This window comes from Streptomyces kurssanovii (assembly GCF_040677245.1).
Lineage (GTDB): Bacteria > Actinomycetota > Actinomycetes > Streptomycetales > Streptomycetaceae > Streptomyces > Streptomyces kurssanovii.
Genome location: NZ_JBFAQK010000002.1, coordinates 264,262 through 284,765, shown reverse-complemented (window position 1 = coordinate 284,765; position 20,504 = coordinate 264,262). Strand labels below are relative to the sequence as shown.

Below are 20,504 nucleotides of genomic sequence, written 5' to 3'. Positions count from 1 at the left end.
GCGGGAGGCTCGGTACGTGAGCGTCCGGGCGCCCCGGCGAGCCGTGCCCCGTACGCCGGATCCACGCCGGTGCGGGGCACGGGCAAGGGCCCGTACACACCGGATGCTCGGTGTGTACGGGCCCTTGGCCGGCCCCGTTCCCGCGCAGGCGGGAGCGGTGCGGTGTCGCGCGGTCAGACGGAGGCCTTCACCGACTCCGCCTCGTCGCCGTCCTCCGGGATCTCGCCGGCCTTGCGGGCCCGGACGAACTCCAGGAAGGAGTTGAGTTCCCGCTTGACGACCGGCGCCAGCAGGTAGAGGCCGATGATGTTGATGACGGCGAGCATGAACAGCACCGCGTCTGCCATGTCGATCAGCGTCTGCAGGGTGAGCAGCGAACCGGCCACGGCGAACAGGGTGTAGACCACCTTGTAGATCGTCTCGCTGGCCTTGCTGCGGCCGAAGAGGTACGTCCACGCCTTGAGGCCGTAGTAGCCCCAGGTGAGCACGGTCGAGATGGCGAAGAGCATGACCGCGATCGTGAGGATGTACGGGAACCAGGGCAGCACCGTGGCGAACGCGTCCGACGTGATGGTCACGCCGCCGATGGAATCTCCGCCACTGGCGCGGGCCTCGCCCCAGCTGGCCGGGTTGGCCACGACGATGGTCAGCGCGGTCATGGTGCAGATGACCACGGTGTCGATGAACGGCTCCAGCAGGGCGACCAGGCCTTCGCTGGCGGGGTGCTTGGTCTTCACCGCGGAGTGGGCGATCGGCGCGGAGCCGAGACCGGCCTCGTTGGAGAACGCGGCCCGCTTGAAGCCGACGATCAGCGCACCGAGCACACCGCCCGCGACGCCCTCGGGGTTGAAGGCGCCCTCGATGATCGTGCCGACAGCGGACGGCACGGCGGAGACGTTGACCAGGATGACGACCAGGCAGGCCACGATGTAGATGCCGGCCATGGCGGGCACGAGGCGGCTGGTGACCGAGGCGATGGAGCGGATGCCGCCGAGCAGGACGATGCCGACGAGCGCGGCGATCAGGATGCCGAAGAACAGGGCGCCGGCCGAGGAGCCCATCATGCCGCTCTCGCCGCCGGTGACGGACACGAGCTGGGCGTAGGACTGGTTGACCTGGAAGAGGTTTCCGCCGAAGAGACCGAAGAAGAGGACCATGATCGACGCGAGCACGGCGAGGACCTTGCCGAGGGTCTTGCCGTTCTTGCCGAACCGGTCGGCCAGGCCCTTGGGCAGGTAGTGCATCGGCCCGCCCGAGACGGTGCCGTCGGCGTGCACCTCTCGGTACTTCACGCCGAGCGTGACCTCGACGAACTTGGTGGCCATGCCGAGCAGACCGCAGAGGATCATCCAGAACGTGGCACCGGGGCCACCGATGGAGACGGCGACGGCGACACCGGCGATGTTGCCGAGCCCGACGGTGCCGGAGACGGCAGCGGTCAGCGCCTGGAAGTGGTTGACCTCACCGGCCGACCCCTTCTCGTCGTACTTCCCTCTGACCACGTCGATGGCGAGCCGGAACTTGCGGAGCTGGACGAAGCCGAACCATCCGGTGAAGACCAGACCGGCCACCACCAGCCAGGCGACGATGAGCGGCAGGTCGGTCCCGCCCACGGGGACGGCGTAGAAGACGACCTCACCCAGCCATGTGGCTATGGGCTCGAAGAATCCGCTGACTGCTTCGTCGACGGATTTGGTCATGGAGTCGAGTGACACGTTGGCTACCTCGATGGCGCAGGACCGGCGCGGAGGGGTGTGCGCCGGTCGATGTGCGGGCTTTGAGCGAACGCCGTTGTCCGATCGGCGACCCGGGGCGAGCGGTCCGCGGACTCGGACCGTGATCACCCTGGTCTTGCTGCCGGCCCGGAGCCGGCACTCCGCGCCGCGGCCGAGCGGGGCCGCCGACGGAGTTGCGCATGTCTACCACGCCCGCCACGAGATCCCGGGTGACCCAGGCCACATAACGGTAAGTAACCTGTAAAGCCCCAGGCATGGTGACTGGATCGTTATCCGGAAGCGAAGAACCGTGTAACGGACACTTACAAATGCGCAAGTGACACCGGCACGGGACGGGGCAGCCGATCCGTCGTACCGGACACACCGGGACCTGCGGAGCTTGTACCACGGGATATGCCCGGGGGACACCCGGGCAGGTGGCACCGAAGAGGCGCGAAGACTGCCGGAACCCGGCAATGAAAGCGCACCCCGCCTGCTGGGAGCATGCGTTGCGACCTCCTGCCCGACCCGGCCGTGTCTCACCCGTAGGGATGGGCGATGATCACGGTGCGTGGCGACGCGCCGCCCGTCGGGGGCCCCAGAGTCACAGGGAACCGCGGCGCGCACCGTCCAGCCGGGTGCCCGTCATGACCGCCCCGTCCCTGTTTGCTCCGACGAGTACGGCGGAGGTCAGGTCCGCGTCCGTGAGGGCGCTCGTACTGCTGGATCGGCTCGCTGTCCGGGCCGTCCCCCGTGGGGCGAAGTGCCGGGCACGGGCGGACGCGCCCCGGGCCCGGTACCTGGTCAGCGCAGGAGGTGGAGCGGTACCGCCGCGGCCATCGCCTCGGCCCCGGCGTCGCCCGGGTGCAGGTGGTCGCCGCTGTCGTAGCGGGCGAGGAGTCGTTGCGGGTCGGCCGGGTCGCGCAGCGCCTTGTCGAAGTCGATGACCGCGTCGTACTCGCCGCCGGTGCGGATCCAGTGGTTGACGGCCTGGCGGGCGGCCTCGTTCTCGGGGCTGTAGAAGCCGAACGTGTCGTCCTTGAACGGCAGGATCGTGCCGCCGTGGACCTTCAGGCCGCGTTCGTGCGCACGGGCGATGATCTGGCGGTGCCCGTCGATGATGTCCGCCGCGGAGACCTTCTCCGACGCGGGCGCGACCGTGCCGGGGTGGCCGAGGTCGTTCACACCGAGGAGCACGATGACGTGCCGGGCCCCGGGCTGCGCGGCGACGTCGCGGTCGAAGCGCCGCAGCGCGCTCTGTCCGAAGTACGCCGCGAAGTTCTCCGCGTCGGACCCGGCCGGCGGGTTCGGGTCGTGGAGGAGACGGTTGCCGCTGATGCCCTGGTTGAGCACACCGGCGGTGTACGGCCCGGGGGCGGCGTCCAGGCGCCGGGCCAGGAAGTCGGGCCAGCGGTGGTTGGCGTTCACGTCGGTGTCGGAGCCGTCGGTGATGGAGTCGCCGAACGCGACGACGGCCGAGGAGCGGCCCGGCCGGCCGCTGCTCACGCTCACACCGGTCAGGAAGTACCAGCGGTCGACGGTGGCGGTGGCGTCGATGTCGGTCCGCCCGGTGACGTTGCCGGAGGCGACGTGGTTGTGCTGGAAGGCGAACGCGTGGACGGTCGAGCCCGGGGTCCGCTCCGGCAGGTGGATGCTGACCACGAGGTCGGATCCCGAGGGCACCCGGAGCGGGATCGGATCGCTGACCGCCGGCGCGCCCGCGGGGATCGTCACGGACGTCCGGCCGCCGAAGGTGAGCGGCCGGTCGCTGCTCGGTTCGATTCGCGAGGCCGGTCCGCCGGCGGCCCGGCGGGCGACCCGCGCCTCGCCGATCACCAGCGGCCGGTCGCCGAACTCGTTGGACAACCGGACGCGTATCCGGTCACCGCCGATGCTCGTGCGGACGGTCTGCCGGATCGTCTGGTTCTCGAACGCGGTGGCGTCCGAGGCCGGCACCGCTGTGGGTGTCGTCGACCAGGTGCCCGTCCACGCCCCGCCGGCGGCGGGCCCGTCCGGCGAGGCCTGGGCGCCGGCCACGGCGGAGGTGCCCGGCACCAAGGCCAGGAGCAGGGCGCCGGCGAGCACGCCCACCAGGTGACGGCCGGCTCTTCGTGCGCGGCCCCGGACGGGGGACCACTTCGGTCGTGCGGTCATTCACTGCCTCCAGGTGCGTCGTCGGAGCGGATCAGCCTCGGCGGGCGGGCTTGTCGAAACGCCACCCGTCGGCCCTGAGCACGGGGATGATCCGGTCGACGGCCGCCACGGTCGCGCTGCGGTCGCCGCCTCCGTCGTGCAGCAGCACGACCGCCCCCGGCGTGACGCCCTCCTGGATCCGGCGGACCAGCTCGTCGGTGCCCGGCGGTTCCCAGTCGCCGACCGCCAGCCGCCATCCCAGCGGTTGCATGCCGAGCCCGGCCGCCACTTTCGCGCTCTTGCCCCAACTTCCGTACGGGGCACGGAAATAGGGGATGCGTACGCCGGGGGCCGCCCGGCGGATCTCGGCGTTGGTGCGCTCGAGGTCCGCCCGGATCTCCTCCGGCGTCCGGCCGGCCAGGTCGTCGTGGTGCATGGAGTGGTTGCACAGGGTGTGGCCGCCGGCGACGATCGCGCGCACGAGCTCCGGATGCTCCCGGACGTGGTCGCCCCAGAGGCAGAACACCGCCTTGACGTCGTGCTTGCGGAGCACCTCGAGAAGGCGGGAGGTGTCGTCGGGATCGGGGCCGTCGTCGAAGGTGAGGGCGACGCTCTTCCCGCCGTGCCGGGTGGAGTCCACGATCCCGGCGTCGGCCCGCGCGGCGTGGGCCGGCGCCGTCGCGGTCAGGGCACCCAGGCACGCTCCGCCCGCGAGGAGCAGTGGCACCAGCCGGGGACGGTGAGGGAGGCGCGTCCGCGGTGGGACCGAGCCTGGGGCGGTGTTCGCTGAAGTGGTCAAGGGGGTCCCTCTCTCGGTACCGGATGTCGTACGCCGGGCGGTGCTCCACGTCCGTACGCCGGGCGGTGTCCGTCCCCTGCGTCGGGTGGTCTCCCGGGGCAGCGCGTCGTGTCGCGATCTATGGAAGGCGCTGCGGCCCGGCGGCCCGGCGGGGGAGAACGTAGGGAGCCGCCGACGGGGCGTCAAGAGCGGCCCGTTCCATAGCCCCGAGCGCATTTGCGCAGGTGGGAGGGGTTCTGCGGGGCTGTCGAAGGCCACTGGCGACCCACAGGACGCCCGAAAAACGGACGGCTGTCGGTCGGGAGCACCCGTTGTCCCGACACACGTCTGATGACCTGGGAGAACGCGCGTGACACCGTCTCAGCACGAAGCAACGAAGCCCCGGAGTCGCGGAGTCGCGGAGTCGCGAACCCATCGGGTCGCGGAGTCGTGGAGTCGCGGAGTCGCGGAGCCATGGACCCGCGCGCCGCTGCGTCACGGAGGGCCGACCGGAGGAGGGACATGCTCTCGCGCCACCGTTTCGATCCCGAACTGGCCGCGGCGCTGCCGATGATGCCCGAGGTCGACATCACCGACATCGGCCGCGCCCGTGCCGCCCAGGCGGAGCAGTTGGCGGTGGCGGTCGCGGTGACGGACACGAAGGGGGTGGAGGTCGGCGAGGCCCTGGCCCCCGGTACGGACGGCGCCCCCGCGGTGCGGGTGCGGACCTACCGGCCGCGGCAGTCAGGGGCCGGGCCGCTGCCCGCCGTCTACAGCATCCACGGCGGCGGCTTCGTCCTCGGGTCCCCGGACGTCGACCACGACTGGAACCTGCTGCTGTGCCGGGAGCTCGAGGCCCTGGTGGTCTCCGTCGCCTACCGCCTCGCCCCCGAGCACCCGTTCCCCGCCCCGCTGGACGACTGCTACGCCGGTCTGCGCTGGCTGGCCGGGAACGCCGGCCGGCTCGGCGTCCGCCCCGACCGGATCGCCCTGTGGGGCGACAGCGCCGGAGCGGGTCTGGCCGCCGCGCTGACGCTGCTCGCCCGCGACCGCGGCGGGCCCGCACTGTGCTTCCAGCACCTGTGCAGCCCCGCGCTGGACGACCGGCTGGAGACCGCGAGCGCCCGGATGTTCACCGACACGCCCGTGTGGAACCGGCGCAGCGCTGCCCTGAGCTGGGAGGCGTATCTGGGGCCCGGCCTGCGCGGGACCGCCGGGGTCTCCCCGTACGCGGCTCCCGCCCGCGCCGCTTCCTCCGCTCTTTCCGGGCTGCCGCCCGCGTACGTCTCCGTGATGGAGTTCGACCCCCTGCGGGACGAGGGCGTCGCCTACGCCCGCGCCCTGGCGGCCGCGGCGGTGCCCACGGAACTGCGGCTGATCCCCGGCACCTTCCACGGCGCATGGGCCGTGGAGCACGCCGGTGTCATTCAGGGCGCGACCGCCGAGGCGGTCGCCGTGCTGCGGCGTGCCCTGGGCCGGTGAGCCGGTGAGCGCTCATCCCCCGCCGAGGCCGCCCAAGCCGCCGAAGCCGCCGAAGCCGTCGCCGCCGTCCGCCAGCCGCAGGGCGTACAGCGCCAGTTGTGCGCGGAACCGGTCCTGCGGGTCGCGCAGCCGCCACCCGAGTTCCTTCTCGACGTGTGCGAGGCGCGCTGCCACCGAGCTGTGGTGCAGGTGGAGTTCACCGGCGGCCTGCCGCAGCGAGCCGGTGCGGCAGAACGCGGCCAGGGCCGCCAGGAGCTCGCCGCCGTGCCCTGCCCGCTCGCCGCGTTCCCCGCGGGCCAGCCTCCCCAGCCGCCGTACGTCCTCCTGGGTGCTCAGCCGCTCCACCGGGATGTCGGCCAGCAGCGCGACGGGGCCGAGTTCGTCGTGGTCCACCACCGCTTCGCGCGGGCTGCCCGGCACGGCGAAGCGCAGCGCGGAACGCGCCTCGGCCCACGAGGTACGCGCGTCCAGCGGGTCTGCGCCGCCGCCGACGCCCACCCGGATCCCCTGCGCGGCACCGTGGGCCGCGCCGCGCTCACGGGCGCGTTCGTGCAGGGCCGACCGCAGCTCGCAGGCCGTCGAGCCGGACCCGTCCGGGGACTCGCCGCCGGTCGCGCCGCCGTGCTGGGAGCCGCCCGTGGCGTCACCCGCACGGACCGGCCCTTCCGGCCGCTGCACCAGCACCGCACCCAGCGACCCGGCCCGTGCCACCCTGACCGTGCCCCGCAGACCGCCGCGCCCGAGCAGCGCCACGGCCTCCATCCCCACGTCGGTCCCCGCCCGCCCGGCCACGGCGATCACCCGCAGCGGCACCTCGGGCGACAGGCCCAGCAGTCGCAGCGCCCGGACGCGGTCCGGTGCCTCCTCCCGGCCGGAGAGCACCAGCTCGACCAGCGCGGGATCGGCGGCCTGGGGCACCCGGGACTGCCAGGGCCGGCCCGCCAGCACCCGGGCGGTGATGGCCATCCATTCAAGGACCAGTTCGTCGAACGGGCCCGGCGCCCCGGGCCGTTCCAGCCAGACGCCTCCCGCCGGCTCCAGCCCGACCCGTCCGGAGACGTGCTCGGGCACGCCCCGCAGGGCGACGCCGTCAGGCCCGGACCGTGCCGAGCGGCCGTCGGGCAGTTCGAGTCCGGCCGGGCATCCGGCGAGTCCGGCGGTGGACCGGGTCAGGGACGCCGGGTCGAGACCACCGCCGAGCAGCGCCTCGAAGTGCGCGATCACGCGTACGGCGGTGGCGGCGTCCGCGTCGAGCGCGGACAGCCGCAGCAGCAGTCCCTTCACGCCAGGCAGTCTAGGAAGGACAGGTACATGACCGACAGATCCCCGCACGTGCCGACCTCGGCCGGGCGGCCGGTGAGAGCACTGCTCACAGTGCTTCTTGCCGCCGTCTTAACCCTGTTGTCGGCGCTCGTCGTCGCCGTCGCCGCGCCCCCGGCGTCGGCCGCCTCGCTGACGGAGGTGACGGCCTTCGGCAGCAACCCGAGCAATCTGAGGATGCATCTGTACGTGCCGGACAGCGTCCGGGAGCGGCCGGCCGTGCTGGTGGCGGTGCACTACTGCACCGGATCGGGCCCGGCCTTCCACTCGGGCACGGAGTTCGCGTCGCTGGCCGACCGGTACGGGTTCATCGTCGTCTACCCGTCGGCGACCAGGAGCGGCAACTGCTTCGACGTCTCCTCGCCGCAGGCGCTGCGGCGCGACGGAGGCAGCGACCCGGTGGGTATCAGGTCCATGGTCGCCCACGTCCAGCAGCGGTACGGCGCCGATCCGGGCCGGATCTTCGTGACCGGCGCCTCGTCCGGCGCCATGATGACCAACGTCCTGCTGGGCAACTACCCCGATGTGTTCCGGGCGGGGGCGGCCTTCATGGGCGTACCGCACTCGTGCTTCGCCACCACGGACGGCTCCGGCTGGAACAGCGCCTGCGCGAACGGCGCCGTCGACCGGACGCCGCAGGAATGGGGCGCCCTGGTCCGTGCCGCGTATCCCGGTCACACCGGGCCGCGGCCCAGGATGCAGATCTGGCACGGCACGGAGGACAGCACCCTGCGCCACCCCAACTTCGCCGAGCAGATCGACCAGTGGACCGACGTCCACGGCGTGAGCCGGACACCCGCGTACACCGACCGTCCGCAGCCCGACCGGATCCGCACCCGCTACGGCGCCACCGGCAGCCAGGCGCCCGTGGAGGCCATCAGCGTCCAGGGCGCCGGCCACACTCTGCCGACCGGTGGCATGGCGGCCGGCGCCGTCGCGTTCTTCGGGCTGGACGGCACCACCCTGCCGCCGGACACCGGCCCCGGCCCCGCGCCGGGGACGTGCCGGATCGGCTGGACCACCAGCGCGTGGAACACCGGGCTGACGGCGACCATGACCATCACCAACACGGGCACCGCACCCATCGACGGCTGGGCACTGGCCTTCACCCTGCCCGCGGGCCAGACCGTCACCTCCGGCTGGGGCGCGACGTACAGCCCCGGCAGCGGCGCCGTGACCGCGAGGAACGTGGCGTACAACGGGACGCTCGCCGCCGGGGCGAGTACGCAGATCGGCCTCCAGGCGAGCCACACCGGGAACACCGCGACGCCGGCTGCCTTCACATTGAACGGAGCCCTCTGCTCCGCCGGTTGACGGCACCCGGGCCCGGCGGCGCCACCCGGCCCCGCGGAACGCCGGGCCGCCGGGGCCGGGGGCGGCACCGGACGGTGGTCTTCTCGGGCGGGTCAGCGGCCGGCGGTCCAGCGCTGGTCGCTGTCCCCGTCGGCCGGATCGAAGTCGAGGGTGCCGCCGCCGGAGTCCCCGAGCGGTTCGAGCGCGAAGTCCGGCGCGATCCGAGGGCGGACGACTCCGGCGGAGTCGACGACGAACAGCAGGTTGAGACCGTTCCTGCCGTTGACGGAGGAACAGGACCAGATGCCCACCCCCCGGTCCGTGGCACCGCGCGAGTCCAGGCAGTAGTCGGGGTCGGCGCTGCTGCGCAGGAGGCCGATGGGCTCCAGCTTCCACCGCTGGCTCGGAGTGCCGTCGCACGGGGCGGTGAGGACGTCGGTGCGGTCCTCCATGACACCGCCCGCGATGTCCAGGCACAGCCCGGAGGCCGCGTTGACGACCTGCGTGTATCCGCTGCCGGCGGCGATGGGCACCGGCCGGGGCGGTGTGCTCTTCGAAGGGGCGGGCGGCGGGGGCTCGGGGGCGGGAGCCGCCTTCGTGGGCGCCCCGGTGATCCGGCTCGGAGAGGGAGAGGGTTTCTTCGACGGCGACGGCGACGGCGCGGCGGTCACCGAGGGCGCGGCCGTGGGCAGGGCGGCGGGCGGCCGCGCCTCCCAGCGCGAGGGCTCTTCCGCCCGGGCACGGTCACGGTCGCGTCCGGGAGCCGGGTCCCCGGACCCGGTCGCCACCAGGGTTCCGATGACGACGGCCGCCACCGCCACCGCGACGAGGACGGTGAGCCGGGACGGTCGCCTCGCACCGTTCCCCCCTGTCCCGCCGCTCCGTCGCCGACGGCCGGCGGAGATGTGCGGCACGGGCAGCGCCGCCGTCCTGGTCTCCCACCGTTCGATGGTGGCGGGCGCGGCGGCGGTCCGTGCCCGTACGGGGCCACCCGCCGCGTAGGCCGCGCCGCCCCACCGGAGCAGGCCCTCGGCGAGCACGGCCCGCGGGCCGGCCGCCATCCGGGTCAGCTCCTCGGTCAGCCGGGCGCAGCTCGGGCACTCGGCGAGATGAAGGGCCAGGTCGTTGCTGCGCCGCCCGTCCCCCGGCTGTGACGCCGCCTCGATGATGCGGCGGAAGCCCTGGCACTTCCTGCTGCCGCTGTGCTCCAGATACGCCTGGATGTAGGCACGGCGCAACGCGTCCAGCGCCTTGGCCCGCAGCTCGGGGACCACGGCCGGGCTCACCCCGACGAACGTCGCGACCGTGGCGTCCGGCTCGTCGTCGACCACCGCGTACCAAAGGACGCCCCTGGTCTGCTCGGGCAGCCGCTGGAAGCCGGTCAGCATGGGGGACGTGGCCCGGAGCCGGGGCCGCGGGGAGTCCGGCGGATACGGCGGCGCGACGTCGGTGTTGTCGTCGAGCCACGCGGCGAAGCCGGGCTCGAGCCGGGCGCGGCGGCTGCCCGCCGCCCAGGTGAGCCCGATCCGCTGAAGCACCGTCAGCAGGTGCCGGCCCCAGCATCCCTCGGGACCGATGCCCCTGCACGCCTCCTGGGTGGCGAGGTCGAAGGCCTGGACCGCCAGCTGGTTGCCGGCGAGGGTGTTGCGCCCGCAGAGCATGGCGTAGCCGCGGAGGGCCGGCATGTGGCGGCGCCTGAGCTCCTGGACGGCGGGATACGCGGACGGTGCGCCGGCACGGATGCGTTCGGTGAGCTCCCCGTCGGGCAGAGCGGTGCAGCCGGCGTTCTCGGCCGCCGTGTCCGCGACGGCCTTCTGGAGCTTCGGCTTCGACACCCTCTTGACTCCTCGTTCAGTTACGACGCGGCAGATCCGCCCGCCCGTGATCGGAGGGCTCCCGTGTTACTGGCCGGAAACAGGACCCCATAGTGGAGCAGGGCCACCGGCCTGGAAAGTGTTCCCGCAGGTAACAACAGAGCCTGAACCGGCCTTTCTCCGGCCCCTTCGCCCGGCCCTCTCCGGTCCGCGGCACGCGAGGCGGAACGAGCGGCGGAAAGGCCCGCGGGCCTGCCCACGCCACTCACGCGGGGCACCCTCGGCATCCGCGGCACCCCCGTGGGGGCGATAGACCCGCGCGCGGCACGGGCAGGCATCAGCCCATGCCCATGTTGGTCGGAACCTCCGGATGGCAGTACAGGGACTGGCGCGGCATTCTCTATCCGCCCGGCCTCCCGCAGCGTCTGTGGCTCGAGGAGTACGCCGCGCGATTCGCCACCGTGGAGAACAACAACGCCTTCTACCGGCTCCCCACCACCGAGATCTTCACGTCGTGGCGTGAGCGGACACCGGACGGGTTCGTCATGGCGGTCAAGGCGAGCCGTTTCCTGACCCACCTGAAGCGGCTCAGGGAGCCCGCCGAGCCGGTGCACCGGCTGCTGGACCGGACAGCGGGCCTCGGCGACCGGATGGGTCCGGTCCTGCTGCAACTGCCACCGAACTTCCGGGCGGACACCGACGCACTGGACGCCTGTCTGAGGTGCTTCCCCCGCACCGTCCGCGTGGCCGTCGAACTCCGGCACGCCTCGTGGTGGGCGGCGGAGCCCGGAGTCCGTACGGTGCTGGAACGGCACGGCGCCGCCCTGTGCTGGGCGGACCGCGGCTCTCGCCCCGTGACACCGCTGTGGCGGACGGCGTCATGGGGTTACGTGCGCTTCCACGCCGGCCTCGCCCAGCCGCCGCCGCGCTACGGCCGCGCCGCGCTGAGGTCCTGGGCCGGCCGCATCAGCGGCGCCTGGTCCGACGAGGACGACGTGTACGTGTACTTCAACAACGATCCCGGTGGGGCCGCCGTCCTGGACGCGGCACAGTTCGCACGGGCCGCCGGCGCGCTGGGCCGGACCGTGAGCCGTACGCCGGGCGGTCCGTGATCCCGGGCCGCACGTGCGGGGCGGGCCACCCCTCCGGACCACGGGCCCGCGTGCGCCGTTCGGCCGTGCCCGGATGGCGGCGGGCCGAAGGACCGGCCGATCGTGGGCGACGACGGGAAGCGAGCGAACTTCGTGGGCGACGACGGCGAGCGGGGAGGCACACGGATGGCGGACGACCGCGCGGCAGGCCGCCCGGGGCGGGGACGGCTGAGGCTGGCCGCCCTCTGTGGCGGCGTCCTCATGACCGTGGCGTACTTCCTTCTCCCCCTGGAGGAGCTCGGCCCCGAGCGCCCCGCCGTCAGCTGGACCCTGTTCACCCTGGCGCTGGTGTCGATCGCCCTGCTGCTTCTCTTCCAGGTCAGGGACGTGCTCACCGAGCGGCCCGGCACCCGCCCGGGCGTCGCCATCCCGCTGCTGATGTGCCTTTCCGTGCTCGTCTTCTCCGGCGCGTACCACACGCTCGCCAAGGAGCCGGGCGAGTTCACCGGCCTGAACACCCGTTTGGACGCCCTGTACTTCACCGTCGTCACCCTCGCGACGGTCGGGTACGGCGACATCCACCCACGCGGTCAGAGTGCCCGCCTCGTGACCGTCCTCCAGATCCTCTACACCTTCGTCTTCCTCACCGCCGCGGCCACCGCCCTCTCCCGCTGGCTCCACGCCCGGCTCACCTACCGCGCGCAGGAGGCCGGTGGGACCACCCGCTCGGGCACCGACCCGGACTGACCTGGCCCGTGCGACGAGAACCGGCCCACGAGTACGGCGGGCGGGACCCTGCGCGGGCCGCAGGGCGTCAGGTCAGCGTGATGAACAGACCCAGCGTCAGTACGGCGATCCCGCATCCGTACAGCGCCGTCGTCACGGAGCGGGCCTCCGCGGACGGGTCGGCGCCGTCGGCGCGGGCAAGGCCGACAGCGGATTTGAGCAACAGGGCGAGAGCAGCCACGCAGAAGGCGGCCATCAAGGTGTCCGTCACGCGGCGACGATCTCACGGCCCGTCAGGTGCCGCATGTCGGGAGGGTCCGTCCTCGGGATCCCTGAGTTCGGCCAGGGTGTCCGTCAGCCACTTCGTCCAGAACGTCTCGAGTTCGATGCCGCCCCGCAGCACCACGTGGCGCAGCCGGTCCTGCCGGGTCACCCGGCGTTCTGGCGGGAAGTCGCGCTGCTCGAACGCCAGGTAGTCGTCCAACTGGGCCCGGTGCAGCTCCAGGTGGCGTACGAGCTCCGCCTCCATGTCCGCGCCGCCCACCACCGCCGCCGCGCGCAGCCGCAGGAGCAGTGGGTCGCGGATCTGCCGGGGGTCCTCGGGGCGGGTCACCCAGGCCGTCAGTTCCTCGATGCCGGCGGGCAGGACCTCGTACTCCTTCTTCTGCCCGCGGGCCGGCTGCTCGGACGGCAGCTCCCGGATCTGCCCGGCCTGCTCCAGCTTGCCCAGCTCCCGGTAGATCTGCTGGTGGGTCGCCGACCAGAAGTAGCCGATCGACCGGTCGAACCGGCGGGTCAGCTCCAGGCCGGAGGAGGGCTTCTCCAGCAGGGCGGTGAGGATGGCGTGCGGCAGGGACATGGCCGCATCGTAGGACTCGCCCCACCGCGGGCCGTCACGCGCCCGGCCCACGCGGGCGGGACCGGCGCCTCGGCGGACGCGGGCCCCGCTCGCTCCGGCGGCGTCAGCCCGCCCAGACCTCGGCGTCGTCGGCGGGGACGGTGGTGGCCAGGCCGAGTTCCTTGCGCGCGGCGACCGTCCCGTTCGGGTCGAGGCCGGTGAAGGCCGGGTCGTAGGCGACGTAGAACGCGTCGGAGTCGGCGGCGTTCGCGGCCTTCTTCCAGTGTCCGGCGGTCTTCTCCAACTGCGCGCGCAGCTTGCCGGTCTCCGCGCCCTTGATGTCCTTCATGCCCGCGATGTGCGCGTCGAGGGCGGCGGCGACGGCCTTGGCCTGGGCCTTGAAGCCGTCGAGGTCCTCCTCGACGTTCTCCGCTTCGGGCTGGGTCGTCCACAGCGCCTCGTAGACGGCGTTGGCGCCCTTGAGGTACGCGGTCTGCTCCGGCTTCGACGCCTCGGGGCCGGCCTTCAGCGAGCCGGTGAGCTTGCCCGTCTCCTTGGTGTAGCTGCAGCTCACGGCGCGGTCACCCGTCGCCCAGCTCTCGTTGGTGGGCGTGTAGTAGAAGATCTCGACGCCCGCGGGCAGCGCCCAGGTGTCCGGCGAGAACTTCTGCGCCTCTGCCGGGCACCGCTCGTCGGCGATCGCCCAGATCGCGTCGTTGCCGGGGAAGGTCTTGGCGTCGTCGAGCGTGAACTCACCGACGACCTCGCCCTGGTGCGGCTCGGCGCAGGGCACGACCTCGATGGCGACCGCTTCGCCCTCGGTGGCCTTGCTGTTCGGGTTGTAGCAGTCGCCAGGGTTGAGCGAGAACACGGACCGCTGCCGGGCCACCTTCTTCGCGCCGTCCTTGGCGCTGTCGACGACTTCCGAGCATCCGACCGCGCCGACCGCGAGCAGAGCGACGACGGCGGATATACCGCGCAGGGAACGGGACAGGGGGCGGACTGCCATGGCGCGTACATCCTCTTACGAAAGTCTTATGAATGTCGTGCGCATGGTATGCCACCCCTGTGACCGCTTCGTGGGCGCGGGCCAGGTGGCCGGAGGGTCCCGAGCGGGTCGCGTGCCCGGGCCGGGCAGCGAGGTCGGGGCAGCGCGCCGACGTCCCGCCGCCCCGACCCCCGATGGACGGTCAGAGCGTGGCGGCCAGCCGGGTGCCCTGGTCGATGGCGCGCTTCGCGTCCAACTCGGCGGCCACATCCGCCCCGCCGATGAGGTGCACGGTCCGCCCGGCCGCGGCGAGCTCGTCGTACAGGCCGCGCCGCGGTTCCTGGCCGGTGCAGAGCACGACCGTGTCGACGGGCAGCACGGACGCGGTGCCGTCGACGGTCAGGTGCAGGCCCTCGTCGTCGATCCGCTCGTAGGTGGCGCCCGCCGTCATCGTCACGCCGCGGTGCTTGAGCTCCGTGCGGTGGATCCAGCCCGTCGTCTTCCCGAGGCCGGCGCCGACCTTGCTGGTCTTGCGCTGGAGGAGGTGCACGGCCCGCGGCGGGGCCGGGCGCACGGGCTTCGTCAGCCCGCCGCGGGCCGCGTAACCGGTGTCGACGCCCCACTGGCGGAAGTACGTCTCCGGGTCCTGGCTCGCGCCCTCGCCGCCGTCGGTGAGGAACTCCGCGACGTCGAAGCCGATCCCGCCGGCGCCGATGACGGCGACGCGCTCGCCGACCGGGGCTCCGTCACGCAGCACGTCGAGGTAGCTGACGACGCTCGGGTGGTCGATGCCGTCGATCTCAGGGGTGCGCGGGGTGACGCCGGTGGCGACGACGACCTCGTCGAAGTCGGCGGCCGGAAGGTCGCCGGCGCCCACGCGGGTGCCGAGACGCAGGCGGACGCCGTGCTCCGCGAGCTGGGTGCGGAAGTAGCGGAGGGTCTCGTCGAACTCCTCCTTGCCCGGGACCCGCTTGGCGATGTTCAGCTGGCCGCCGATCTCGTCCGCGGCGTCGAAGAGGGTCACCTCGTGGCCGCGCTCGGCGGCGGAGACCGCGCAGGCGAGACCGGCGGGGCCGGCGCCGACCACGGCGATGCGCTTCTTCAGCCGGGTGGGCGCGAGGACCAGTTCGGTCTCGTGGCAGGCGCGCGGGTTGACGAGGCAGGAGGTGATCTTCAAGTTGAAGGTGTGGTCCAGGCAGGCCTGGTTGCAGCCGATGCAGGTGTTGATCGCGTCGGCGCGGCCGGCCCGCGCCTTGGCCACGAACGCCGGGTCGGCGAGGAACGGGCGGGCGAGCGACACCATGTCGGCGCGCCCGTCGGCGAGCAGCTCCTCCGCGACCTCGGGCGTGTTGATCCGGTTGCTCGTCACCAGGGGCACCGAGACGGCGCCCATCAGCTTCTTGGTCACCCAGCTGTAGGCGCCGCGCGGCACGGACGTCGCGATGGTGGGGATGCGGGCCTCGTGCCAGCCGATGCCGGTGTTGATGATCGTGGCGCCGGCCGCCTCGATCTCCTTGGCGAGCGTCACGACTTCTTCGAGCGAGGAGCCGCCGGGCACCAGGTCGAGCATGGAGAGCCGGTAGATCAGGATGAAGTCGGTGCCGACCGCTTCGCGTGTGCGGCGGACGATCTCCAGGGGCAGCCGGATGCGGTTCTCGTAGCTGCCGCCCCAGCGGTCGGTGCGGTGGTTGGTGGCGCTCGCGATGAACTCGTTGATGAAGTAGCCCTCGGAGCCCATGATCTCGACGCCGTCGTAGCCCGCCGACCTGGCGAGGGTGGCCGCCCTGACGAAGTCGTCGATCGTCTCCTCGACCTCGGCGTCGCTCAGGGCATGCGGCACGAACGGGCTGATGGGCGCCTGGATGGCGCTCGGCGCGACCAGGTCCTGGTGGTAGGCGTACCGGCCGAAGTGGAGGATCTGCATGGCGATCCGCCCGCCCTCGGCGTGCACGGCGTCGGTGACGAGGCGGTGCTGCGCCGCCTCTTCCTCGGTGGTCATCCTGGCGCCGCCCTCGTACGGGCGGCCGCGGTCGTTGGGCGATATGCCGCCGGTGACGATGAGGCCGACACCGCCGCGGGCGCGCTCCGCGTAGAAGGCGGCCATGCGCTCGAAGCCGCGCTCCGCCTCCTCGAGGCCGACGTGCATGGAGCCCATCAGCACCCGGTTGGGCAGGGTGGTGAACCCGAGGTCGAGCGGGCTCAGCAGATGCGGGTACGGCGTCGGCCCGGCCGTGGTGGTGCTCGTGTTCATCGGTCCTCCTCGCGCGGGGTGTCGACTGAATTTCTAGCCGCCCCGAAGGCCTTTTGCAACAAAGTGCAAAATGACTCGCACCACAGAGGGTCCGCGCGGTCGAATGAACTCACTAATCATCCAAACGGGTGATTTTGCTCATACGACCCCTTCCTGGACCTCTACCGTGGCGTCGTGGCGGGATGGCAGCACGTGAGCGCACTGGGGGTCGCGGCGATTCTCGGAACACACGGGGTGGGGATCGTTGCCACCACGTCCGGGGATGCCGGCGGATCGGGGCATGCCGACGTATCGGTGGCCGCATCCGATCACGAGCCTGCGCCGGAGCACAGCACGCAGGATCCGACCCTCTCGGTGTCGGTGGCGGTTCCAGGGCTGATCGGCGTCGGGCTGTCCGTGACCATCGGTACGGACTGCCCTCCCGAGCCCACGCCGACGCCGCCCCCGCCGCCCACTCCGCCGGTGCCGCCGTCGCCCGAACCCCCCGAGACGCCCGCCCCTTCGCCGCCGCCCACACCTGCGCCCACGCCCTCGCCGCCCCCGTCGCCCACGCCGTCGCCGTCCGCCGAACCGCCGGCCCCGCCGGAGGTGCGGACCGAGGCACCCGCAGTGCCGGCACCACCGGCCCCGGCGCCACCGGCAACCGAACCGGCGGCGCCCGCCCCGCCCGCCGCGGCTCCCGCGCCGCCACGGGCAGAGGCCGTCGCCATCCGGACGTACCGGCCCGCGACCGGGGGGATCGAGCCTCCCGACGGGACGCCCCTCACGATCCTGATGCTGGTCACCACCACTCCGGCCGTGCTCGCCGCGGCCCTGCTGCGCCCCCGCTCGCAGTCCGCCGCCAACCGGCGCGGCCGGGCCTGACCCACCCCGCACTTCCCAGATCTCACCTCACCATCGGAGACCCCCATGTCCGAATGGCTGGTCCTGGCCATCGTGATGGCCGCCGCCTGCGCCGTCGTACTCGTCGTCACCCTCCTCAGCCAGCGCACCCGCGTCGCGACGGAGGCGGACCTCGAGGAGCGGGAGGCCCCCGAGACGCCCGACGTGCTCGAGTACATGGTGATGATGGTCGGCGTCGTGTACGCGATCGTGCTCGGTCTCGCCATCGCCGGCGTCTGGGAGGCGCGCGGGGCGGCGCAGGACGCCGTCCGCACAGAGGCCCAGGCACTGCACGAGGTCACCCAGCGTGCCCAGGTCTATCCGGCCGACTTCCGCGAGCAGCTCCGCGCGGACATCGATGTCTACGTCTCGGAGGTCGTCGAGACCGAGTGGCCACGGATGGTCGACCACAAGGAGCTGTCGCCACGGGGGACCGAACTGCTGGCCGCCGTGCGCACCGGCGTCGCGGAGCGCGAGCCGAAGAACGAGCTCGAGGCCCAGGCCTACCAGCCGATGCTCGACCAGGTGGCGGCAGCGGAGGACGCGCGCAACGCCCGCGCTTCGGGTGCCGAGGAGACACTGCCCGGCATCGTATGGTTCGGCCTGATCAGCGGGGCCGCCGTCACGATCGGACTGATCTTCACGATGCAGATCGGCCGTTCGTTCCGGGAGCTGCTGCTCGCGGGTCTCTTCAGCGCGCTGATCGCGTTCCTCCTCTTCCTGGTGTGGGACTTCGACGCGCCCTTCGGCCGGTCGGGCTCCGAGTCGGCGGACGCCTTCCGCCAGCTCTTCCCGAACGCCGCGGGCCGAAGCTGAGGCCCGCGGGCGGCGGCGGGGACGGCGGGGCGATGGCGGGCCGGCGCGGGCCGGAATAGCCACCGGGGTGCCACGGTTGAGCGGTATAGTTAGTTCAACGTTCAACCAAGCCCGAGAGGTGAACCCGTCATGCAGTTCGGCATCTTCACGGTCGGCGACGTCACGCCGGACCCGACCACCGGCCGTACGCCGAGCGAGCACGAGCGGATCAAGGCGACGGTCGCCATCGCCCGCAAGGCGGAGGAGGTCGGTCTCGACGTCTTCGCCACCGGCGAGCACCACAACCCGCCGTTCGTCCCCTCGTCCCCGACCACCCTGCTCGGGCATGTCGCCGCCCTGACCGAGCGGATCACGCTCTCCACGTCGACCACGCTGATCACCACCAACGACCCGGTGAAGATCGCCGAGGACTACGCGTACCTCCAGCACATCGCGGACGGCCGCGTCGACCTGATGATGGGCCGCGGCAACACCGGCCCCGTCTACCCGTGGTTCGGCAAGGACATCCGTCAGGGCATCGCCCTGGCCGTGGAGAACTACGCGCTCCTCCACAGGCTGTGGAGGGAGGACGTCGTCGACTGGGAGGGGAAGTTCCGTACCCCTCTCCAGGGCTTCACCGCGACCCCGCGCCCGCTCGACGGTGTCCCCCCGTTCGTGTGGCACGGCTCCATCCGCTCCCCCGAGATCGCCGAGCAGGCCGCGTACTACGGCGACGGCTTCTTCCACAACAACATCTTCTGGCCCATGTCCCACACCAAGAAGATGGTCGGGCTGTACCGGCAGCGGTTCGCGCACCACGGCCACGGCTCTCCCGAGCAGGCGATCGTCGGTCTGGGCGGCCAGGTGTTCATGCGCAAGAACTCGCAGGACGCGGTGCGCGAGTTCCGTCCGTACTTCGACAACGCGCCCGTGTACGGCCACGGGCCGTCCCTGGAGGACTTCACCGAGCAGACACCGCTGACCGTCGGCTCCCCGCAGCAGGTCATCGAGCGCACGCTCGGCTTCCGCGACGCGGTCGGCGACTACCAGCGCCAGCTGTTCCTGATGGACCACGCGGGGCTGCCGCTGAAGACCGTCCTCGAGCAGCTCGACATCCTCGGCGAGGAGGTCGTGCCGGTGCTGCGTGAGGAGTTCGCCAAGCTGCGGCCGGCCGGAGTCCCGGAGACCGCCCCGCTGCACCCCGCCGTCCTCGGCCGCCCGGAGAACACGAAGGAGACGTCATGACGCAGACATCACGGCCCATGAACCTCGTCGTCGTATCGGCCGGCCTGGGGGTCCCCTCCTCCAGCCGGCTGCTGGCCGACCGGATCACCGAGTCCGTGCGCCGTGAGCTCGCGGGCGGGCGCGAGGTGCGGGTGACGGTCGTCGAGTTGCGCGACCTCGCCGTGCCCATCGCCAACAACCTGGTGACCGGCTTCCCGGCGGAGCCGCTCGCCGACGCGATCGACGCGGTGACCGGCGCCGACGGGCTGATAGCCGTGACGCCCGTGTTCACCGCCTCGTACAGCGGACTGTTCAAGTCGTTCTTCGACCTGATCGAACCCGACGCACTCACCGGGAAGCCGGTGCTGATCGCGGCGACCGGCGGGACCGCACGGCACTCGCTGGTCCTGGAGCACGCGCTGCGGCCGCTGTTCGCCTATCTGCGGGCGCTCGTCGTGCCGACCGCCGTGTACGCGGCGTCCGAGGACTGGGGCGGTTCCGGCGATCCGATGACCGACACGCTGCCCGACCGCATCGCCCGCGCGGGCCGCGAGCTCGCCACTCTGATGGCCTCGCGAACCGCCGCCGAACCGGACCACGCCACGGCAACGGCCGACCTGTTTGCGTAGATTTACGTAGGCTTGCATCGGCTACGGCCGGACAGGGCCAAGGCCAGGCGGCTACGGAGGTGGCGGACATGACGGACACGACCGGCACGGCGGGCAGGATCGTCGTGGGCGTCGACGGCTCGGAGCCGTCGGTCAGGGCCCTGCGATGGGCCGTACGGCAGGCCGGGCTGACCGGGGACTCCCTGGAAGCCGTCATCAGCTGGGAGTACCCGGCCGCCGGCTGGGCGTCGATGGTCGCCGCCATCCCGGCCGACTTCGACCCTCAGGCGCTGGCCGCCAAGGTGCTCGACGACACCCTCGAGCAGACGCTCGGCGCCGAGGCGGCCGCTGCCGTGGCCCGCACCGTCATGATCGGCAGTGCGGCACAGGCCCTGATGGACAGGGCCGCGGGGGCCTCGCTGGTGGTCGTCGGCGACCGTGGCTACAGCGGCTTCAAGGCGACCCTGCTCGGCTCCGTCGGCCTGCACCTCTCCCAGCACGCGCCGTGCCCGGTCGTCGTCGTACGCGCCGAGAGCGACTGAACGCACCATCGCCCTGGTCGGCGC

At 72.5% G+C, this 20,504-nt stretch carries 17 protein-coding genes; 8 read left to right on the top strand and 9 right to left on the bottom strand.

The features are described from left to right. Positions 1-173: 173 nt before the first annotated feature. From AB0K36_RS03330 to AB0K36_RS03315, 3 genes are all read right to left on the bottom strand, one after another. On the bottom strand, positions 174-1,715 hold the full coding sequence (locus AB0K36_RS03330) for an alanine/glycine:cation symporter family protein (protein WP_364587526.1): 1,542 nt from the start codon (positions 1,713-1,715) through the stop codon (positions 174-176). An 804-nt stretch (positions 1,716-2,519) separates the two neighbouring features. Further along, positions 2,520-3,869: an SGNH/GDSL hydrolase family protein gene (locus AB0K36_RS03320; protein WP_364587523.1), complete on the bottom strand. Its 1,350-nt coding sequence runs from the start codon at positions 3,867-3,869 to the stop codon at positions 2,520-2,522. Positions 3,870-3,900: 31 nt separating this feature from the next. Next, the gene (locus AB0K36_RS03315) at positions 3,901-4,575 is read right to left on the bottom strand and encodes a polysaccharide deacetylase family protein (RefSeq protein ID WP_364587520.1); all 675 of its coding nucleotides are present in this window, start codon (positions 4,573-4,575) and stop codon (positions 3,901-3,903) included. A 573-nt stretch (positions 4,576-5,148) separates the two neighbouring features. On the opposite strand from AB0K36_RS03315, the gene AB0K36_RS03310 reads away from it, so the two are divergent. Next, positions 5,149-6,108, top strand: coding sequence for an alpha/beta hydrolase (locus tag AB0K36_RS03310; protein WP_364587517.1), 960 nt, complete (start codon positions 5,149-5,151; stop codon positions 6,106-6,108). Between the two features lie 12 nt (positions 6,109-6,120). Here AB0K36_RS03310 and AB0K36_RS03305 read toward each other — a convergent pair whose 3' ends face one another. Beyond that, positions 6,121-7,392, bottom strand: a complete 1,272-nt coding sequence (locus AB0K36_RS03305) for a PucR family transcriptional regulator (RefSeq protein WP_364587514.1) — start codon at positions 7,390-7,392, stop codon at positions 6,121-6,123. Positions 7,393-7,419: 27 nt separating this feature from the next. Here AB0K36_RS03305 and AB0K36_RS03300 point away from each other — a divergent pair, with 27 nt between their 5' ends. Next, positions 7,420-8,742 (top strand): extracellular catalytic domain type 1 short-chain-length polyhydroxyalkanoate depolymerase, encoded by a 1,323-nt coding sequence (locus AB0K36_RS03300; protein ID WP_364587511.1) that lies wholly within the window; start codon positions 7,420-7,422, stop codon positions 8,740-8,742. 92 nt (positions 8,743-8,834) lie between these two features. Here AB0K36_RS03300 and AB0K36_RS03295 read toward each other — a convergent pair whose 3' ends face one another. Further along, entirely contained in the window at positions 8,835-10,556 is a 1,722-nt protein-coding gene (locus tag AB0K36_RS03295; protein WP_364587508.1) for a ricin-type beta-trefoil lectin domain protein, read from the bottom strand. A 323-nt stretch (positions 10,557-10,879) separates the two neighbouring features. Here AB0K36_RS03295 and AB0K36_RS03290 point away from each other — a divergent pair, with 323 nt between their 5' ends. Continuing rightward, entirely contained in the window at positions 10,880-11,647 is a 768-nt protein-coding gene (locus AB0K36_RS03290; RefSeq protein WP_364587505.1) for a DUF72 domain-containing protein, read from the top strand. Between the two features lie 165 nt (positions 11,648-11,812). Beyond that, positions 11,813-12,373: a potassium channel family protein gene (locus AB0K36_RS03285; protein WP_435877768.1), complete on the top strand. Its 561-nt coding sequence runs from the start codon at positions 11,813-11,815 to the stop codon at positions 12,371-12,373. A gap of 67 nt (positions 12,374-12,440) precedes the next feature. Here AB0K36_RS03285 and AB0K36_RS03280 read toward each other — a convergent pair whose 3' ends face one another. From AB0K36_RS03280 to AB0K36_RS03265, 4 genes are all read right to left on the bottom strand, one after another. Next, positions 12,441-12,623 carry a hypothetical protein gene (locus tag AB0K36_RS03280; RefSeq protein ID WP_159689553.1) on the bottom strand — a complete coding sequence of 61 codons (183 nt, stop codon included), beginning with the start codon at positions 12,621-12,623 and terminating at the stop codon, positions 12,441-12,443. A gap of 12 nt (positions 12,624-12,635) precedes the next feature. After that, positions 12,636-13,211: a PadR family transcriptional regulator gene (locus AB0K36_RS03275; protein WP_364587501.1), complete on the bottom strand. Its 576-nt coding sequence runs from the start codon at positions 13,209-13,211 to the stop codon at positions 12,636-12,638. A 103-nt stretch (positions 13,212-13,314) separates the two neighbouring features. Beyond that, complete coding sequence (locus tag AB0K36_RS03270; protein ID WP_189473264.1) at positions 13,315-14,199, bottom strand: septum formation family protein; 885 nt, start codon at positions 14,197-14,199, stop codon at positions 13,315-13,317. 181 nt (positions 14,200-14,380) lie between these two features. After that, positions 14,381-16,429, bottom strand: a complete 2,049-nt coding sequence (locus AB0K36_RS03265; RefSeq protein WP_364587497.1) for an FAD-dependent oxidoreductase — start codon at positions 16,427-16,429, stop codon at positions 14,381-14,383. A gap of 909 nt (positions 16,430-17,338) precedes the next feature. Between AB0K36_RS03265 and AB0K36_RS03260 the strand changes: the two genes are divergently transcribed. The 4 genes from AB0K36_RS03260 to AB0K36_RS03245 all read left to right on the top strand — a co-directional run bounded on the left by AB0K36_RS03260 (position 17,339) and on the right by AB0K36_RS03245 (position 20,480). Then, positions 17,339-18,127, top strand: a complete 789-nt coding sequence (locus AB0K36_RS03260; RefSeq protein ID WP_364587495.1) for a bestrophin-like domain — start codon at positions 17,339-17,341, stop codon at positions 18,125-18,127. A 129-nt stretch (positions 18,128-18,256) separates the two neighbouring features. Then, on the top strand, positions 18,257-19,351 hold the full coding sequence (locus AB0K36_RS03255; protein WP_364587492.1) for an LLM class flavin-dependent oxidoreductase: 1,095 nt from the start codon (positions 18,257-18,259) through the stop codon (positions 19,349-19,351). Next, positions 19,348-19,959 carry an FMN reductase gene (locus AB0K36_RS03250; RefSeq protein WP_364587489.1) on the top strand — a complete coding sequence of 204 codons (612 nt, stop codon included), beginning with the start codon at positions 19,348-19,350 and terminating at the stop codon, positions 19,957-19,959. Before AB0K36_RS03255 ends, AB0K36_RS03250 begins: the two co-directional genes overlap by 4 nt. Before the next feature lie 68 nt (positions 19,960-20,027). Beyond that, on the top strand, positions 20,028-20,480 hold the full coding sequence (locus tag AB0K36_RS03245) for a universal stress protein (protein ID WP_364587486.1): 453 nt from the start codon (positions 20,028-20,030) through the stop codon (positions 20,478-20,480). Positions 20,481-20,504 lie beyond the last annotated feature (24 nt).

Excerpts from the sequence above, each read along its gene's own strand:
- AB0K36_RS03320 (WP_364587523.1), bottom strand. The coding sequence starts at position 3,869 with ATGACCGCACGACCGAAGTGGTCCCCCGTCCGGGGCCGCGCACGAAGA.
- AB0K36_RS03310 (WP_364587517.1), top strand. The coding sequence starts at position 5,149 with ATGCTCTCGCGCCACCGTTTCGATCCCGAACTGGCCGCGGCGCTGCCG.
- AB0K36_RS03300 (WP_364587511.1), top strand. The coding sequence starts at position 7,420 with ATGACCGACAGATCCCCGCACGTGCCGACCTCGGCCGGGCGGCCGGTG.
- AB0K36_RS03290 (WP_364587505.1), top strand. The coding sequence starts at position 10,880 with ATGCCCATGTTGGTCGGAACCTCCGGATGGCAGTACAGGGACTGGCGC.
- AB0K36_RS03285 (WP_435877768.1), top strand. The coding sequence starts at position 11,813 with ATGGCGGACGACCGCGCGGCAGGCCGCCCGGGGCGGGGACGGCTGAGG.
- AB0K36_RS03275 (WP_364587501.1), bottom strand. The coding sequence starts at position 13,211 with ATGTCCCTGCCGCACGCCATCCTCACCGCCCTGCTGGAGAAGCCCTCC.
- AB0K36_RS03270 (WP_189473264.1), bottom strand. The coding sequence starts at position 14,199 with ATGGCAGTCCGCCCCCTGTCCCGTTCCCTGCGCGGTATATCCGCCGTC.
- AB0K36_RS03265 (WP_364587497.1), bottom strand. The coding sequence starts at position 16,429 with ATGAACACGAGCACCACCACGGCCGGGCCGACGCCGTACCCGCATCTG.
- AB0K36_RS03260 (WP_364587495.1), top strand. The coding sequence starts at position 17,339 with ATGTCCGAATGGCTGGTCCTGGCCATCGTGATGGCCGCCGCCTGCGCC.
- AB0K36_RS03255 (WP_364587492.1), top strand. The coding sequence starts at position 18,257 with ATGCAGTTCGGCATCTTCACGGTCGGCGACGTCACGCCGGACCCGACC.
- AB0K36_RS03250 (WP_364587489.1), top strand. The coding sequence starts at position 19,348 with ATGACGCAGACATCACGGCCCATGAACCTCGTCGTCGTATCGGCCGGC.
- AB0K36_RS03245 (WP_364587486.1), top strand. The coding sequence starts at position 20,028 with ATGACGGACACGACCGGCACGGCGGGCAGGATCGTCGTGGGCGTCGAC.